Source organism: Sphingomonas psychrotolerans (genome assembly GCF_002796605.1).
GTDB lineage: Bacteria > Pseudomonadota > Alphaproteobacteria > Sphingomonadales > Sphingomonadaceae > Sphingomonas > Sphingomonas psychrotolerans.
Genome location: NZ_CP024923.1, coordinates 4,533,851 through 4,550,811 on the forward strand (window position 1 = coordinate 4,533,851; position 16,961 = coordinate 4,550,811).

At 67.2% G+C, this 16,961-nt stretch carries 15 protein-coding genes; 4 read left to right on the plus strand and 11 right to left on the minus strand.

Annotated elements, in window-relative coordinates:
* The first annotated feature begins 171 nt into the window (after nucleotides 1-171).
* Entirely contained in the window at nucleotides 172-303 is a 132-nt protein-coding gene (locus tag CVN68_RS24225) for a hypothetical protein (protein ID WP_267893717.1), read from the plus strand.
* Here the strand turns inward: CVN68_RS24225 and CVN68_RS20515 are convergent.
* Both CVN68_RS20515 and CVN68_RS20520 read right to left on the minus strand, forming a co-directional pair.
* The gene (locus CVN68_RS20515; protein ID WP_100283833.1) at nucleotides 255-938 is read right to left on the minus strand and encodes an HPP family protein; all 684 of its coding nucleotides are present in this window, start codon (nucleotides 936-938) and stop codon (nucleotides 255-257) included. The genes CVN68_RS24225 and CVN68_RS20515 overlap by 49 nt on opposite strands.
* Before the next feature lies 1 nt (nucleotide 939).
* Nucleotides 940-2,601, minus strand: coding sequence for an amidohydrolase (locus tag CVN68_RS20520; protein WP_100283834.1), 1,662 nt, complete (start codon nucleotides 2,599-2,601; stop codon nucleotides 940-942).
* A 59-nt stretch (nucleotides 2,602-2,660) separates the two neighbouring features.
* On the opposite strand from CVN68_RS20520, the gene CVN68_RS20525 reads away from it, so the two are divergent.
* On the plus strand, nucleotides 2,661-3,905 hold the full coding sequence (locus tag CVN68_RS20525; RefSeq protein ID WP_100283835.1) for a threonine ammonia-lyase: 1,245 nt from the start codon (nucleotides 2,661-2,663) through the stop codon (nucleotides 3,903-3,905).
* A 360-nt stretch (nucleotides 3,906-4,265) separates the two neighbouring features.
* On the plus strand, nucleotides 4,266-5,051 hold the full coding sequence (locus CVN68_RS20530) for an arginyltransferase (protein ID WP_100283836.1): 786 nt from the start codon (nucleotides 4,266-4,268) through the stop codon (nucleotides 5,049-5,051).
* An 18-nt stretch (nucleotides 5,052-5,069) separates the two neighbouring features.
* Here CVN68_RS20530 and CVN68_RS20535 read toward each other — a convergent pair whose 3' ends face one another.
* The 5 genes from CVN68_RS20535 to CVN68_RS20555 all read right to left on the minus strand — a co-directional run bounded on the left by CVN68_RS20535 (nucleotide 5,070) and on the right by CVN68_RS20555 (nucleotide 11,204).
* A complete protein-coding gene (locus CVN68_RS20535) occupies nucleotides 5,070-5,867 on the minus strand; it encodes a transglutaminase family protein (protein ID WP_100283837.1) in 798 nt (265 codons plus the stop codon).
* Nucleotides 5,864-6,799: an alpha-E domain-containing protein gene (locus tag CVN68_RS20540; RefSeq protein ID WP_199560327.1), complete on the minus strand. Its 936-nt coding sequence runs from the start codon at nucleotides 6,797-6,799 to the stop codon at nucleotides 5,864-5,866. The genes CVN68_RS20535 and CVN68_RS20540 overlap by 4 nt, the downstream gene beginning before the upstream one ends.
* A 154-nt stretch (nucleotides 6,800-6,953) precedes the next feature.
* Nucleotides 6,954-8,423, minus strand: a complete 1,470-nt coding sequence (locus tag CVN68_RS20545) for a circularly permuted type 2 ATP-grasp protein (RefSeq protein ID WP_100283839.1) — start codon at nucleotides 8,421-8,423, stop codon at nucleotides 6,954-6,956.
* 113 nt (nucleotides 8,424-8,536) lie between these two features.
* Entirely contained in the window at nucleotides 8,537-9,148 is a 612-nt protein-coding gene (locus CVN68_RS20550; RefSeq protein WP_100283840.1) for a redoxin domain-containing protein, read from the minus strand.
* A 13-nt stretch (nucleotides 9,149-9,161) separates the two neighbouring features.
* Nucleotides 9,162-11,204, minus strand: coding sequence for a protein-disulfide reductase DsbD family protein (locus CVN68_RS20555; RefSeq protein WP_100283841.1), 2,043 nt, complete (start codon nucleotides 11,202-11,204; stop codon nucleotides 9,162-9,164).
* Between the two features lie 74 nt (nucleotides 11,205-11,278).
* On the opposite strand from CVN68_RS20555, the gene CVN68_RS20560 reads away from it, so the two are divergent.
* The gene (locus CVN68_RS20560; RefSeq protein WP_100283842.1) at nucleotides 11,279-12,916 is read left to right on the plus strand and encodes an alkaline phosphatase family protein; all 1,638 of its coding nucleotides are present in this window, start codon (nucleotides 11,279-11,281) and stop codon (nucleotides 12,914-12,916) included.
* A 140-nt stretch (nucleotides 12,917-13,056) separates the two neighbouring features.
* On the opposite strand, the gene CVN68_RS20565 is transcribed toward CVN68_RS20560, so the two are convergent.
* From CVN68_RS20565 to CVN68_RS20580, 4 genes are all read right to left on the minus strand, one after another.
* Complete coding sequence (locus tag CVN68_RS20565; protein WP_100283843.1) at nucleotides 13,057-13,977, minus strand: right-handed parallel beta-helix repeat-containing protein; 921 nt, start codon at nucleotides 13,975-13,977, stop codon at nucleotides 13,057-13,059.
* Nucleotides 13,978-14,047: 70 nt separating this feature from the next.
* A complete protein-coding gene (gene mmsB, locus CVN68_RS20570) occupies nucleotides 14,048-14,926 on the minus strand; it encodes a 3-hydroxyisobutyrate dehydrogenase (protein ID WP_100283844.1) in 879 nt (292 codons plus the stop codon).
* A 132-nt stretch (nucleotides 14,927-15,058) separates the two neighbouring features.
* Nucleotides 15,059-15,832 carry an enoyl-CoA hydratase gene (locus tag CVN68_RS20575; protein ID WP_100283845.1) on the minus strand — a complete coding sequence of 258 codons (774 nt, stop codon included), beginning with the start codon at nucleotides 15,830-15,832 and terminating at the stop codon, nucleotides 15,059-15,061.
* A 10-nt stretch (nucleotides 15,833-15,842) separates the two neighbouring features.
* Nucleotides 15,843-16,886, minus strand: coding sequence for an enoyl-CoA hydratase/isomerase family protein (locus CVN68_RS20580; protein ID WP_100283846.1), 1,044 nt, complete (start codon nucleotides 16,884-16,886; stop codon nucleotides 15,843-15,845).
* Nucleotides 16,887-16,961: the final 75 nt, after the last annotated feature.

Genomic DNA, 16,961 nt, shown 5'->3' on the forward strand with positions numbered 1-16,961 from the left:
CGATGCTGCGTGAGGACGACGACCGTGTCCGGGCATTGCTCGGTTTTGCTTCGGAAGAAGCCAAGCACATCCATTTGTTCTACCGCTTCCACGCCGCGTTCGTGCGCGGATTCCCGGTGGAGTGCGGGATGATCGGCCCGGCCGACGCGATCGCCGCCGAGATCCTGCGGCATGACCCATCCGAACTTCCGCGCCACGCTCGGCACGATCTCGACTGCCGCGCGCGATCGGCTGATGTCGGACCGCCGCGCGCTTCAGGTGCGCGGCGGTCTGGCGGTCGCGATGCGGCGCGCCGCGGCATGACGCTCGGCGCGATCGAGCAAAGCCTCGAGATCCTCGCGGCTGACGTCGAAGGTCTCGCCCGATTCCTCCAGTGCGGCGTCGATATCCTCCATCAGCAGCCGCGGCCGATCGGCGATCTTCATCGCGCGGTGCGGATAGCTGTGGCCCGAGATGCGGTGAAAGGCGATGCCGACCGCTACGAGCGCGACGGCATTGAGCCCGACCGGCAGGAGCGCGAAACCGTAACCCTGCGCGAGTACCGCCGGCGCGAGCAGCGGCAGCAATACCGTACCGCCGCCGGGCGGGTGCAGGCATCGCAATACCGACATTGCCAATATAGACGCGCCCACCGCCACTCCTACGGCGAGCGCCCCGCTTCCCAACTGATGCGCCACCACGACGCCGACGAGTGCCGAGACCACATTGCCGCCGACGATCGGCCAGGGCTGGGCGAGGGGGCTCGACGGCACCGCGAACAGCAACACTGCCGACGCACCGAGCGGAGCGGCAAGCAACAGGCCGTGGCTCGGCGTCGCCAGCGTCGAGATCGCCGCGCACAGACCGATCCCGATCACCGCGCCGACGCCCGCGATCAGTCGCTCGCGCCAGTTCGCCCCCGCGAGCAGCAGGGCGAAGCGCCGATTCTTGAGACGCATCCTATTTGCGCTGCCACACCCGGTCGCCGCCGACCCAGGTCTCGATGACCTTGGTGCTGCGCAGATCGCCCGGCGCGGCGAGCAGCGGATCGCGGTCGACGATCAGGAAGTCCGCGCGCATGCCCACGGCGATCCGGCCGATCTTGTCCTCGGCGAACCCGGCATAGGCCGCGCCGGTGGTGAAGCCGGCCCAGCCCTGCTCGCGGGTCACTGCCTCTTGCGGACGCCAGCCGCCAAAGGGCTGGCCGCTTGCATCCTGCCGCGTGAAGCTCGCTGCCCAGCCTGCCCACGGATCGGGGCTCTCGACGGGGAAATCCGAGCCGAAGGCGAGCCGCGATCCGTTCTGCAGCATCGATCGCCACGCATAGGCGCCAGCGAGCCGCGCCTCGCCCAGCCGCGCCTCGGCCATGTGCATGTCGCTGGTCTGATGGACCGGCTGCATCGAGGCGATCGTGCCGAACTTGCCGAAGCGCGGCAGATCCCTGGGATCGACGATCTGGGCATGCTCGATTCGCCAGCGGCGATCACCCTTATAGGTTTCGGAGAGTATCTCGATCGCGTCGAGCACTTGCTGGTTGGCGCGGTCGCCGATCGCGTGGACCGCGATCTGAAAGCCGTCCATCGTGCCGCGGATCATGTTGTTGAGCAATTGGTCGTCGGTCAGGAAAGGCAGGCCCCTGTTGCCCGGCGCATCGGCATAATCGGCCTTGAGCCACGCGCCGCGCGAACCGAGCGCGCCGTCGTCGTAGAGCTTGATCCCGCCCATACGCAGCCGTTCGGCATAGAGCCAAGGGGTAGGGCCTTGCCCGGCGACTGCGAGCGCGGTGTCGATGCCGGCGGCATAGCTGAGGATACGTACCCTGAGCAGCCCGAGATCGCCCATCCGGCGATAGGTCAGCCAGTCCGCCTGGGTAGTGCCCATGTCGGCTGCTGCGGTGACACCCAGCGACAGCAGCCGCTCCTGCGCGGCGAGGAAGGCGGCGTTCTGTTCGCGCGGGGTAGCGGCGGGGATCGTCCGCGTGACGAATTCCATCGCCGCATCGACCAGCACGCCCGCCGGCTTGCCGCCAGTACCGCGCTCGATGCGCCCGCCTGAAGGGTCCTTGGTCGCCGCGGTGATGCCTCCGGCCGTGATCGCGCGGCTGTTGGCCCAGCCGGCATGGCCGTCGACGCGTTCAAACCAGGCCGGGCGGTCGCTGACGGCGGCATCGAGGTCCGCGGCGGTCGGGAAGCGGCCGAGCTTCCACCGCTCCTGGTTCCAGCCCCCGCCGAGGATCCACTTGGTCGGATTGGCGGCAGCGTAGGTGCGGATCTTCGCCAGCGCCTCGTCGAGCGAATTGGTTTCGGACAGATCGAGCCGCAGCAACTGCGCGCCCAGGCCCATGACATGGCCGTGGCCGTCGATCATCCCGGGCAGCAGCGTCTTGCCGCCCATGTCGATCTTCCAGTCGACCTTCTTGGGGCGCCGTTCGCCGCTCTTCAGGACATAAGTGATCTTGCCGTCGCGGTTCATCATCAGGCCGGTGAAGCGGACGACCTGCCCCTTGTCGTCGAGCGTCATGCCGTTGACGTTGTCGATCAATGCATCGGCGCGGGCGGCGACAGGGGCGGCAAGCACGAGGAGCGGGGCCAACAGGCGCGCGAGCAGGAGCAGCTTTGGCATAGGCGATTGCGCATAGGGCCTGTTCCCCGCCGCGCCAGATGGTCTAGGCGGGAGCCACTATGGCCACCAAAGCAGCACCGGCGCACACGCCGCTTCCCGTATCGATCACCGACGTTCGGGACGCTGCGCAGCGGATTATGGGCTCGGTCGTGCGGACGCCGACCCTGGTGAGCAAGACCTTGTCCGATCTGACCGGCGCGACGGTCTATCTCAAGTTCGAGAATCTGCAGTTCACTGCGGCCTATAAGGAGCGCGGCGCGCTCAACACGCTGCTCCAGCTCGACGAGACCGCGCGGTCCAAGGGCGTGATCGCGGCCTCGGCCGGCAATCATGCCCAGGGGCTGGCCTATCACGCGACCCGGCTGGGCATCCCGAGCACGATCGTGATGCCGCTCAACACGCCGACGGTGAAGATCACCCAGACCGAGGGGCACGGCGCCAACGTCATCCTCCACGGCGAGACCTTCGACGCGGCCTATGCCCATTCGCGCGAACTGGAAGCCGAGCGGGGCTTTACCTTCGTCCATCCGTTCGACGATGTCCGGATCATCGCCGGGCAGGGCACCGCCGCGCTCGAGATGATCGAGGACGTGCCCGAGATCGATACCCTGGTCATCCCGATCGGCGGCGGCGGGCTGATCTCGGGTTCCGCGGTGGTCGCCAAGTCCGAAGGACGCACGCTCGATGTCGTGGGAGTCGAGGCCGAACTCTATCCGTCGATGTACAATCGCATCCACGGCACCGACATGCCATGCGCGGGCGACACGCTTGCCGAGGGCATTGCGGTCAAGGAGCCTGGCGGGATCACGGCGAAGATGGTCGAGGCGCTGGTCGACGACATCGTCCTCGTCAGCGAGCGCCGGCTGGAGGAAGCGGTGAGCCTGTTGCTCCAGATCGAGAAGACCGTGGTCGAGGGCGCCGGCGCTGCCGGCCTCGCGGCGTTGATGGCCGAGCCCGAACGGTTTCGCGGCAAGACCGTCGGCACGATCCTGTGCGGCGGCAATATCGACACCCGGCTGCTCGCCAACGTGCTGCTCCGCGACCTTGCCCGCTCGGGGCGGCTGGCGCGCCTTCGGATCCGGCTGCAGGACCGCCCCGGCGCCTTGTTCAACGTCGCTCGCATCTTTCATGAGCAGGGCGTCAACATCATCGAAGTCTATCATCAGCGCGTGTTCACTACGCTCCCCGCCAAGGGGCTGATCACCGATATCGAATGCGAGACTCGCGATCGCGATCATCTGGATCGGCTGATGACTGCGCTGCGCAGGGCGCAATATGAAGTGAGCCCGGTCGAGCTGGCTTAGCTCGCCCTCCACCTGAACTTTCCCTCCGTCATCCCGGCTTTCGCCGGGATGACGAAAGGGTCTGCGTCGAATCGAATCGCTGACGCGCCGAATCGAGTCGCCGTGGGATTCACTTGCGACTCCAGCGCCAATATACTGCGGCCGCAGCAGTCTTCGCGCGCGCCCCGCGCCGCGCTGCCATGGTTAACGACGTCCGTCCCCGTGCCAGCACGGCACGGCGCAAGCCTTTGGTTTCGCTCGCTTGCGCCAAAGCTTAATCGTTAACTCTCTTTCTTGGTGAATCGGCTTTTCATCATCGGTTTCCGGCTTCATAGTCATTGCGACAGGCCCCGTGAAAGGGCCGAAGCAAAGGCTTGAACGGTGACTGCACTTTCCCGGTTTCCGCGGTTCTTCGTGACGAGTCCCTCGCCGTGCCCCTATCTGCCCGGGCGGCAGGAGCGGAAGATCTTCACCGAACTGACCGGCCAGCATGCCGGCGAGCTCAACGATGCGCTTGGTCGTATCGGCTTTCGCCGCAGCCAGTCGGTCGCGTACCGGCCGAGCTGCGCGGGCTGCACCGCGTGCGTTTCGGTGCGCGTGGTCGCCGATCAGTTCCAGCCCAACGCCACCCAGCGCAAACTGCTCAAGCGGCACGGCGATCTCGAAGTCACTGCGTGCAAGCCATGGGCGACCGAGGAGCAGTTCGAGCTTCTCCACCGCTATCTGACCTCGCGGCATCCGGGCGGCGGCATGGCGGCGATGGACGAGAGCGACTATGCCGACATGGTCGAGCAATCGCCGGTCAGCTCGTACGTCATCGAGTATCGTGAGCCTTCGGTGGAGGGCGAGCGCGGCCGGCTGATCGGCGCCTGCATCACCGATCAGCAGGCCGACGGTCTGTCGATGATCTACAGCTTCTTCGAGGCCGACAGCGAGACGCGTCAGGGACTCGGCAACTTCATCATCATCGATCACATCCTGCGCGCCCGCGCGGCGAGCCTGCCTTATGTGTATCTCGGCTATTGGGTGAAGGGCTCGGAGCGGATGGCGTACAAGACGCGCTATCGGCCGATCGAAGTGCTCGGCCCCAATGGCTGGTCGCTGCTCACCGACGAGGACATGGCAGTGTCGATGCCGGCTCCGGCGCAGATGCGCGAACTGGCCTGAACTATTCTTCGACCTGAACTATTCCTCGGAGACGCGGAGCGCCACGTCGAGTTCTTCGTCGCCGGCGCCGATCCGGGTCCCCGCGATCGACGCGGCACCCAGCGCATCGAGGCCCACCGCGATCCGGACATAGCCGTCGTCGGGCGACAGCCCCGTCGCCGGATCGAACCCGACCCAGCCCAATCCCTCGACATGCGCCTCCGCCCAGGCATGCGGGGCCGATTGGGCACTGCTGTCGATCCGGTATCCCGATACATAACGTGCGGGCACTTCGAAGCCGCGCGCCGCCGCGATGAACATCTGCGCCGCGTCGCGCGAAGTCGCACGGCCGCGGGCGAACGCCTCCGCCGCAGTCAGTCCGGTATCCGGCGCATCGGGCACGCAGGGAAAGCGGACGTGGAACGCCGCGTTTAGCCGGTGCAGCCGATCCAGCGGATCGCCGGCACCGGTCATGCTCTCGGCGGCGAACGCCGGAAGGTCGTTCCCCAGCGTCGTGCGCGCGGTGGTGCGCAAATAGAGCATCGGCGGCAGCGGCTCGACCGACCCGTGCACGACGCCGCTGCTGTCGACGGTCAGCACTTCGCCGGTCACTGTGATGTCGATTTCCTCGATCGGCCCCTCGGCGTAGAGCATCGTAACCGCATTGCCGAGGCCGTCGGTCGCGTCGCGCAGCCGCGCGTCGCAATCGACGCCGACCATCCAGCTCACCACCGTCTGGTCGCGCGTGTCGCACGGCGTGAGGCGCAGCATCTGGACGATCCGCGCCTGCGGCGCAGTGAAGCGATACCGGGTGCGATGGTCGATCGCTATTCTCATATGAACCTGAACTGCCGCGCCACCGCGGCATTGAGCATCGAATTCTCGTGGATGAACGCCTCAAGATATTCGTGGAGCCCACTGACGATCACTTCGGGGGTGCGCGTCTTCTGCATTCGCGCCATCCGGGCGCGCGCCATGCGATCGGCCTCACCCTGCAGCCCGGTGCGCCGCGCCAGCTGGCTGAGCAGTTGCACCGCTTCCTCGACGCACGCCGCAAGGCTGCGCGGCAGCTCGAAGCGGCTGATCAGCAAGTCGATGACATTGGTGGGCTGAAGCCCGTCGCTGTAGAGCCAGCGATAGGCAGTCACTGCCGAGACGGTCTGGAGGATCGTGGTCCACTGGTCGCGATCGACGACGCCGCCCACGGCTTCGTCCTCGGGCAGCAGCAGATGATATTTGACGTCCACCAGCCGCGCGGTGTTGTCGGCGCGCTCGATCGCGGCGCCGAGCTGGATCAGCCACGTCGCCTCGTTGCGCATCATCCGGTGGATCGAACCCTCGAAGCCGCGCGTCTCGCCCTTGACCTGCTCGACGAGATTGAGCGTCGCGGTGGCGCCCCCGGTCGAGGCGCGGTTCTGGAACAGCCACCAGGCGCGATTGATCGCAGTCCACGCGTCGCGGGTGAGCGCGGTGCGGACGGCGCGTGCGTTATTCCGCGCCATTTCGAGGCAGCGGACGATCGAGCCGGGATGGCTGGCGTCGAGCGTCAGGAAGCGCGCAACATGGCTCTGGGTGTAGCTCTGCCCGGTCGCGGCGAAGGCGTCGTCGGTATCGGTGACGGCGAGCGCGCTCTGCCACGCCGCCTCGCCCGCGGGTCGGGCGGAGAGAGCGTCGAGCCGCACGGTGGCTTCCACGAGCCGCGCGATGAAATCGGCGCGCTCGACATAGCGGCCGAGCCAGTACAGCGCCGCCGCGGTGCGCGAGAGCATCAGCATATGAGTGCGTCCTCCGCACCCTCAACCGTCATCCCCGCGAAGGCGGGGACCCAGTTCCGGGCGATGTCCGGAGTGATGAAGGCTGTTGTAGTGGTAGAAAGCCCAAGAGATGGGCCCCCGCTTTCGCGGGGGTGACGACTTGGGGCACTCACTGGCTTTGCCTCTGCGATTGGGATTGACCCGCCGCCTTATCCTCCAGCAGCACGAAGCTGTCCTTGGTCCCGCCGCCCTGGCTGGAATTCACCACCAGCGAGCCCTCGCGCAGCGCCACCCGGGTAAGTCCGCCGGGCACCACGCGCACGCCGTCGCTGCCGGTCAGCACGAAGGGACGAAAGTCGACATGGCGCGGGGCGAGGCCGGCATCGCTCATCGTCGGCACGGTCGACAGCGCGAGCGTCGGCTGGGCGATGTAGCGGTGCGGTTCGGCGATCAGCGCGAGGCGGAAGTCGGCGATCTGCGCCCTCGTCGCGGTCGGGCCGACGAGCATCCCGTAACCGCCCGAACCATCGACCAGTTTCACCACGAGTTGGTCGAGATGATCGAGCACATATTGCAGCGCCTGCGGTTCGCGGCAGCGGAAGGTCTCGACATTGGGCAGCTTGGCCTCGCCGCCCGAATAGAATTTCACGATCTCGGGCATGTAGCTGTAGATCGCCTTGTCGTCGGCGATGCCGTTTCCGGGCGCATTGATCAGCGCGACATTGCCGGCGCGATAGGCGGCGATCAGCCCGGGCACGCCGAGCAGCGAATCCGCGCGGAAGGTGAGCGGATCGAGATAATCGTCGTCGATCCGGCGATAGATCACGTCGACTTTGACGCGTCCCGCAATCGTCTGCACCCAGACCACGTCGTCATCGACCACCAGATCGGCGGCCTCGACCAATTCGATTCCCATCGAATCGGCGAGGAAGCTGTGTTCGTAATATGCCGAGTTGAAATGGCCGGGGGTGAGGACGACGCAGACCGGGTGCGGATTGTTGCCCGGCGCCACCGAGCGCATCGTCTCGAGCAGCATATCGGGATAGGAATCGACCGGCGCAACGCGGAAATCGCGGAACAATTCGGGGCAGAGCCGCAGCATCGCCTCGCGATTTTCGAGCATGTACGACACGCCCGAAGGGGTGCGGGCATTGTCCTCGAGCACGTAGAATTCGTCCGGCCCGGTGCGGACCAGATCGATCCCGCAGATGTGCGCCCACACCCCGTGCGGCGGGCGGATGCCGGCGACTTCGGGGCGGAACTGCTCGTTGCGATAGATCAGTTCGGGCGGGATCAGCCCTTCCCTGAGGATCCGGCGCTCGCCGTAAATGTCCTCGAGGAACGCGTTAATCGCCTCGACGCGCTGGACCAGCCCCTCGCACAGCCGCGTCCATTCCTGCTGAAGGAAGACCCGGGGAACGATGTCGAACGGGATGATCCGCTCGGCGGCGTCGCTGTCGCCATAGACTGCGAAGGTGATGCCCAATTGGCGGAACGCGGCCTCGGCGGATTGCTGCCGGCGCTGGAGTTCGGAAGCGGGGGTGTCGGCCACCCACTGCGACAGTGCAGCGAATTCGGGCCGCGGGTCTTCGGGCCCGCCATGCCCCCAGATTTCGTCGAACGCCCCGCGTGCTGCCATCAACGCTCCCAAGTGCGGCAGATCGCCGCTGGTTCCATGCTGCAACGCTTTGTTGCGTTGCACAAGTAGGGTTTGTGGCAGCCCCCTCTCTTGGCGGGGGAGGGGGATTCGGATCAGCTCGCGTATTTTACCGTGCAGCCATAAGGCCGGCTCTGGGCCACCGACACCGGCTTGCCCGCGCGAAGCTCGCCCAGCGCTGCGAGGACATGGTTGCGCGCGGTGGCGATGTCGGCCTTGTCGGCGGTCGGCTTGTCGTCGATCGCGCCGTTATAGGCCAGCCGCCCCTTGCCATCGATGATGTACAGATGCGGCGTGGTCTTCGCGCCATAGCCCTTGCCGACCAATCCCTGCGGATCGAGCAGATAGGCGCTGGGCTTTGCGCCTTGCGCCGCCACGAATTGTTGCGCCTCGGGGCCGTTCATATGGCCCTGCTTGCCGGGCGCGCCCGAATTGATCGTCAGCCACACCGCGCCCTGCGCCACTGCCGCGGCCTGGGTCTTCTGCATGTTGCCGCTCTCATAATGCTTCTTCACGAAGGGGCAGCCGGGGTTGTTCCATTCGAGCACGACCGTCTTGCCGCGGAATTGCGAGAGATCGACGATCTTGCCGTGCATGTCATAGGCGCGGAAATTGGGGACGGCAGTTCCCACCGCCGGTTCGGCGGCGAGGGGGACGGCACTGGCCACGCAGGCCACGGCGATCCCGGCAACGATCCACTTGCTCATGTGCGTCTCCTCGTCAGCCCCCGCTCGACAGGTTTCGCAGCATCGCCTGGGTCAGTATTTGCGGCAGGACCTCAGGCTCTGCGCTGCCCGGCTTATACCACAGATAGAGCGGAACGCCCGCACGATTGTGCCGTTCGATGAAGCGGCCAAGGGCGGGGTCGCCATTGGTCCAGTCGCCGACCAGCACCGCGACCTTGCCCTTGGCGAAGGCGTCGGCGACCGCTTCGGTCTCGATCGCGCCCTTCTCGTTGACCTTGCAGGTCAGGCACCAGTCGGCAGTGAAATAGGCGAAGACAGGCCGCCCTGCTGCGCGCAGCTCCGCGAGCCGCACCTCGCTGAATGGCTCGGCGCCGGCCACTGCGGGGCGTTCGGCGCCGACCGGAGCGGGTCGAACCAGCGCCGCCGCCGCGAGAGCGAGCAGCAGCAACGGCAGCGCAGGCAGCCATGCGTGGCTCGCTCCACGCGCCTGCCGCCGGCCGGCCCACCAAAAGCCGAACGCAGCGAGCAACGCCGCGCCGAGCCCCAGCGCCATGCCGTCGACTCCCGCCTGCCGCCCCAGCACCCAGGCGAGCGCGAGCGCGGTCAGGAACATCGGAATCGACAGGATGCGCCGCAGCGTCGCCATCCAGGCGCCGGGTCTGGGCAGGCGGCGGCGCAACGCGGGCACGAAACCAAGCAGCAGAAAGGGCAAGGCGATGCCGAGGCCGAGCCCGCCGAACACCGCCAGGGCCGCGGGCCAGGGCAGAATCAGCGCAGTTCCCAACGCGGCGCCCATGAACGGGCCGGCGCAGGGCGTCGCGACGAAGGCGGCGAGCGCCCCGGTGAGGAACGCGCCGCCTTGCCCTCGCGCCGCGGCGCGGTTGGCGAAGGCAGGCGCGGGGATCTCGAACAGGCCCGCAAGATTGAGCGCGATGGCCGAGGCCAGCAGCAGCAGGAACAGGATCACGCGCGGATCCTGCAGCTGGAAGGCCCAGCCGACCGCGGCGCCGCCGGCGCGCAGGCCGAGCAGGATGCCGCCGAGCACGAGGCAAGTGAGCACGACCCCGGCAGTATAAGCCAGCGCCTCGCCGCGCGGATTGCCGGCCTCGTCGCCTGCCTTGACGAGGCTCAGCGCCTTGAGGCTGAGGATCGGGAAGACGCACGGCATGATGTTGAGGATCACCCCGCCGGCGACCGCGCCGAGAAAGGCGAGCAGCGCAGTAGTGATCCAGCCGGCCGGTGCGGCACCGGCGGAAGCGGCAGCAACGGTCCCCGGCGCGGCAGAGAGCAGAAATCCCTGGCTGCCGAAGGCGAGCAGGCCCTCGACCTTGGGCAAGGCGCGTTTCGACGGCGCCTCCACGACGATCCGATCGCCGTCGCGCACCACGCGCTGGGGTGCTGCATAGTCGATCGCGCCGTCGGTCAGCGGGAAGAAATAGCCTTCGCCCGACAGTGTCGCGGCGGCCGGGAAGGGAATTTCGAGCCGAAAGGTCTTGCCGTCGACCTGATATTTCGCCGGGGTGCCGAGCGGCCTCGGCAGCGCCGTGCGCCATGTATCGAAGCGGGACCGGCGGTCGGCCGGCACCGCGCCGTCGCCGATCGTCAGCCTGGTCGCGAGCTCGGCCTTTTCGGGGACGCAGATCTCGTCGGTGCAGACCAGATAGTCTAGCTTGACTCGCACCGGGAGCGCATCGCCGAGCCTGGCATCCGCCGGGACCTTGAGCGTCACCAGAGGTGCGAACGGGGCCTCGTAGACATAGTTCATCAGCCCGGCGATGATCAGCCGGTGCGGTACCGGATAGCGCAGCGGCCCCGCGCCGGCGCCCGGCGGCAGCGTCCATGCCGCCTTGGCCGGAAGCCCCGCGTCCCCGGGATTTTCCCAATAGGCATGCCAGCCGGGCTCGGGAGTCGAGGCGAAGGCGAGCGTGATCTCGCTTCCCGGCGCCGGCCGCTCGCTCTCGGCGATCAGCTCGATCCGGACGTGCGGGCCTCTGTTTTGAACCCCGTCCTGCGCCGATGCCGCGCCGGCTGCGAACAGCAGCGCGAGCGACATCAACACGAAACGAATCCACGCCATGCGCCGTCCTTGCCCAGGATCGACCGATCGACAATAGCTGGGCGCGTAATTCCTCGACTGGAGTCGGCTCCACAATGAAGTTCGTCCTTCCCGCAGCGCTCGCGCTGCTCGCCGCCATGCCAGCAGCGGCCCAGCAGGCGCCGGCACCCGCCGCCGCGCCGCAGACTCCGCCGAAACTGCTGGTGGTGATCTCGGTCGACCAGCTTTCGGCCGATCTGTTCGCCGAGTATCGCGGCCAGTTCAGCCAGGGCTTTGCGCGGCTGCTGTCGGGCGCGGTCTTCCCCTCGGGCTATCAGAGTCACGCCGCGACCGAGACCTGTCCCGGCCATTCGACGATCCTCAGCGGCGTGCGGCCGGCGCGGACCGGGATCATCGCCAATGACTGGACCGATTTCTCGGCGCCGCGCGAGGACAAGACGGTCTATTGCGCCGAGGACGAGAGCGTGCCTGGCAGCACTTCGAGCAACTACACCGTCTCGGACAAGCATCTGAAGGTGCCGACGCTCGGCGAGTGGATGAAGCTCGCCGACCCCGGGTCGCGTGTCGTCTCGGTCGCCGGCAAGGACCGCGCCGCAGTGATGATGGGCGGGCACAAGGTCGACGAATTGTGGTGGTGGGGCGGCAAGGGCTTCGTCTCTTATGCCGGCCGCGTCGAGCCGGCGATGGTCACGCGCGTGAACGCCAGCGTCACCGAGCGGATCGCCGAAGCACAGGAGCCGATGGAATTGACTCCGTTCTGCCGCGCGCGGAGCCGCGCCGTGCCGGTGACGCCGACCTTCTCGGTCGGTGACGGGCGGTTCGCGCGCGCCGCGGGCGACGTCAAAGCCTTCCGCACCTCGCCCGAGTTCGACGAGGCGATCCTCGCGCTTGGCGCCGGGCTCGCCACCGACATGAAGCTGGGGCAGGGGCCGCATACCGATCTGCTGATCCTCGGCGCCTCGGCCACCGACTATGTCGGCCATGGTCTCGGCACCGAAGGCAGCGAGATGTGCCTCCAGTTGCAGGCGCTCGATCAGACGATCGGCAAATTGTTTGCGGTGCTCGACAGGACCGGCATCGATTATGCCGTGGCGCTGACCGCCGATCATGGCGGGCACGATCTGCCCGAGCGCAACCGCGATCACGCCGCGCCCACGGCCGCGCGGGTCGATCCGGCGCTGTCGGCAAAGGCGCTGGGCGCCGAGATCGCGACCAAATTGCAGATAGCCGGCCCGACGCTCGTCGGCAGCACGGCGGGCGACGTCTATTTCGCTCCGAAGCTCACCAAAGTGCAGCGCGCGGCGGTGCAGGCCGAGGCGATCCGGCGATATTCGGCGCATCCGCAAGTGCAGGCGGTGCTGACGCGTGCCCAAATCGCCGCCACGTCCGCGCCCAAAGGGCCGCCCGAAACCTGGACCCTGCTCGAGCGCGCGCGCCAATCCTATGATCCGGCGCGTTCGGGCGATCTCGTCGTCGCGCTCAAGCCGCGGGTGACGCCGATCGCCAGTCCGGGGGCCGGTTATGTCGCGACGCATGGCAGCTTCTGGGACTATGACCGGCGCGTGCCGATCCTGTTCTGGCGCAAGGGCATGACCGGGTTCGAGCAGCCGCTGTCGGTGGAGACGGTGGACATCGCACCGACGCTTGCCGCGCTGATCGGAGTGAAGGTGCCGGTGCCGATCGACGGGCGCTGCCTCGATCTCGATTCGGGGGCGGGGAGCACGTGTAAGTAAGTAAATCCCTCTCCCCTTGGGGGAGAGGGAGGGACCGAAGTTAGTCGGCGGAAGGATGAGGGGGAGTGAGACTCAGTCCCCCTCATCCTTCCCACGCCTTCGGCGCGGGCCCCTTCCTTCTCCCACAAGGGGAGAGGGAGCTAACGCCGCTCGAATGCGCGCATGCCGCTCAGGCGGTTGCCGGAAAGCTCGATCGTCGAGCCGCTGAGGTCGGCCACGAAGGCCGGGTTCGGCGGCGCACCCGGTGCCATGCTCGCGACATTGTCCTCGATGCGCAGGCCCGCAGAGGGATAGGTCCGCCCTTCCGCGGCGACGACGATCAGCCCCGAATGATTGTCCTTGCTCTTGCCCTGGACGAAGGTGTTGCGCGCGATCAGCCCGGTACCGCCTTCGGAGAGATCGATCATATAGTTGGTCTTCTTGCCGGCGCTGTCGTCGAAGCTCGAATCGGTGATGTTGACGCGGCGTGCTCGCAATTTGACGTAATGCCCGCCGGTGCCGCGTTCGAAGCGCGAGCGGGTGACCGAAACCTCGCCGTCGACCGCGAGATAGATCGCATGGCTGCAATTCTCGGTCTCGCACTGGCCGAGCCCGGCAAAGGTGGTGCGATCGATGCTGATCCGGCGCACGGTCTCGTGGCCCCCGCCGAGAATGCCTTCCTGGCTGTCGAGGAACATCGAATTGGTGATCGTCAGATCGCCCATCTCGTGGCGGATGCCGGCGCCGTTGCCGTCGGACACCGCATAGCCCCGAAAGACCACGCCATCGATCGTCGACCCGCGGCCGCGCAGGACGAACCCAGCCTTGTCCTCGCACACTTCCTTCTCGAAGATCACGGTGCCCGGCTGGCGCGCCTTGAAAGTGATCTTGCCGCCGGTCTGCACGGTGCACTGGCGATAGGTGCCCGGCGCGATCAAGATCGTCGCATCGTCGTTGCGGATCGCAGTGACCGCTTCGTCGATCGTGGCATAGCCCTGGCCGGTCTCGGCGACGACGAAGGGGGCGGGACGCTCCTGCGCGGCAGCAGGGGCGGCGAGGGCGAGAAGCAGGATGGCACGCATGATGTTCCTATGCGCCGCGAGATGGAAAGGCCGGGTTAATCGCGAAGGAGGTGCCGGCGCACCACCAGCTCTACCCCTTCAGCATCTTGATGATGCCCGAGAAATCGAGCGTCGCGCCTTCGCCGTTGACGAATGTCTCGTAGAGCTCCCCGGCGCGGGCGGCCATTGGCGTGTCGGCGTCGACGCTGGCGGCCGCCTCGAGCGCGAGCTTGAGGTCCTTGAGCATCAGAGCCGCAGCGAACCCGCCCTGATAGTCGCGGTCGGCCGGGGTTTCCGGCCCGACGCCGGGGACCGGGCAATAACTGGTGATCGACCAGCTCTGGCCCGAGCTCACCGAGGCGATGTCGTAGAGCTTCTGCAAGTCGAGCCCGAGTTTTTCGGCGAGGGCGAAGCTCTCGCAGGTGGCGACCATCGTCGCGCCGAGCATCATGTTGTTGCAGATCTTGGCGGCCTGGCCCGCGCCGCCGGCGCCGGCATGGATCACTGCCTTGCCCATGTCCAACAGGAAGGTCTCGGCGCGCGAGAACGCCGCCTCGCTGCCGCCGACCATGAAAGTGAGCGTGCCGGCACTGGCCGCGGCGATTCCGCCCGAGACCGGTGCATCGACCGCGGTCAGGCCGTGCGCGCCGGCGGCTACGGCGACGCGGCGCGCGGTGGCGACGTCGATCGTCGAACAGTCGATCAGGATCGCGCCGGCGTCGGCATGGGGCAGGATGCTGTCGGTATAGACGGCTTCGACATGGCGGCCGGCGGGGAGCATGGTGATCACTGCCTCCGCGCCGAGGATCGCGGCATTGGCGTCCTCGGCGGGCAGGCAGCCGGCCTTCTTCGCCTTGTCGAGCGCTTCGCCGGAGAGATCGAACGCGCGGACGTCGTGGCCCGCTTTGGCAAGGTTCGCGGCCATCCCGCCGCCCATATTGCCGAGCCCGATAAATGCGATGCGTGCCATGGTCTTCTTCCTTGTTCCCCTTCCGCTTGCGGGAGGGGCTAGGGGAGGGGGCGGTCCTCCCCTTCGTATTTCAGGCCCTCCCCGACCCCTCCCGCAAGCGGAAGGGGAGCGCATGAGGCACGAGCCGGTTGCTTACTTCCCCGTCCAGTTGCCCGGGCGCTTCTCGACGAAGGCAGTCATGCCTTCCTTCTGGTCCGCCGTGCCGAACAATGCGTGGAACAGGCGGCGCTCGAACTGCACGCCCTGGGTCAGGGTCGTCTCATAGGCCGCATTGACCATTTCCTTGTTCGCCAGCACCGCGAGCGGGGCCATGCCGGCGATCGTCGCGGCGGTCTTCATCGCCTCCTCGACCAGCCCGGCGGCAGGAACGATGCGGGCGACGAGTCCGGCGCGCTCGGCCTCGGCGGCGTCGATCATCCGGCCGGTGAGGCACATCTCCATCGCCTTGGCCTTGCCGACCGCGCGAGTCAGCCGCTGCGACCCGCCCATGCCGGGCGAAACCGCGAGCTTGATCTCTGGCTGGCCGAACTTCGCATTGTCGGCGGCGAGGATGAAATCGCACATCATCGCCAGCTCGCAGCCGCCGCCCAGCGCATAGCCGGCGACTGCTGCGATGACCGGCTTGCGGGTGCGGGTGAAGGCGTCCCAGCCGGCGAAGAAATCATGGCCGTACATGCTGGCAAAGCCCTGCGACTGCATCTCCTTGATGTCGGCGCCGGCGGCGAAGGCCCTTTCGCTGCCGGTGATCACCGCGCAGCCTTGCGACGTGTCCTTGTCGAACGCGGCCATCGCGTCGAGCAGCTCGGACAGGATCTGGCCGTTGAGCGCGTTCAATGCCTCTGGGCGATTGAGCGTGACCAGCGTGACTGCGCCGCGCTGCTCGACGAGGATGCTTTGGTAGGCCATTTGCACTCCTTCAGGCCGGCGCCCACGCCTGATCCTCCGGCAGGGGCGCGAATATCTGGTCGATGACGTGATCGGTGACGCCTTCGACGGTGGCGGGTTGCCAGCGCGGCGCATTGTCCTTGTCGACGATCACTGCGCGGACGCCCTCGGCGAAATCGGGGCGCTGGACGACGCGCGTGGCGACGGCGAATTCCTGCCGCATCTCGTCCTCGAAGCTCGGCATGTGGCGGCCCTCGCGGACGAGATGGAGCGAGACCTTCATCGCCTGCGGGGATTTGGTGGCGAGGATCGCCAATTGCTCCTTGGCCCACAGGCCGGGATCCATGGCGAGCGCGGCGAGGATCTCCTCGAGCGTGTCGGCGGCGAACAGGCGGTCGATATTATCGATGTCGGCGAGGATCTTCGCCTCGGGTGGTGCTTCGCAGAGCGCGTCGAGAGCGGCGGCGATCGCCTGCGGGTCGCTGGCGATGTCCGCCTTGGCCCGATCGAGGCGGTCGGCGGAAAGATAGTGCGTGGCGAGGCCGAGCGCGAGGCAATCGGCGCCGTCGAGCCGGGCGCCGGTCAGCGCGATATATTCGCCGAGATGGCCGGGCAGCCGCGACAGATGCCAGCCGCCGCCGACATCGGGGAACAGGCCGATCCCGGTCTCGGGCATCGCGAATTTGGTGTTCCCGGTCGCGACGCGGAACTTCGCCGGCACCGCGATGCCGACGCCGCCGCCCATGGTGATCCCGTCCATGAACGCGACCACCGGCTTGGCATAAGTGAACAGTGCGTGGTTGAGCTGATATTCGACGCGGAAGAAGGCGCGGGCAGCGGCGCCGTCACCTGCGCCGCTCGTCGCGATCATGCGGATGTCGCCCCCCGCGCAGAAGCCGCGGCCTTCGGCATGGTCGATCAATACCGCTTCGACGGCGGGATCGGCGCGCCACGCGATGAGTGCGTCGAGCATTTTCGCGCACATCGCAGTGTCGAGCGCGTGGATCGCTTTGGGGCGATTGAGCCGGATGCGGCCGATTTGGCCTTCGGTGAAGGTGAGGACGTCGGCGGTCATGCGTTGTGCTCCTGCGAAAGCAGGAGCCCAGGGCGGCAAGCGATGCGCTCGTGACTTTGGGTTCCTGCTTTCGCA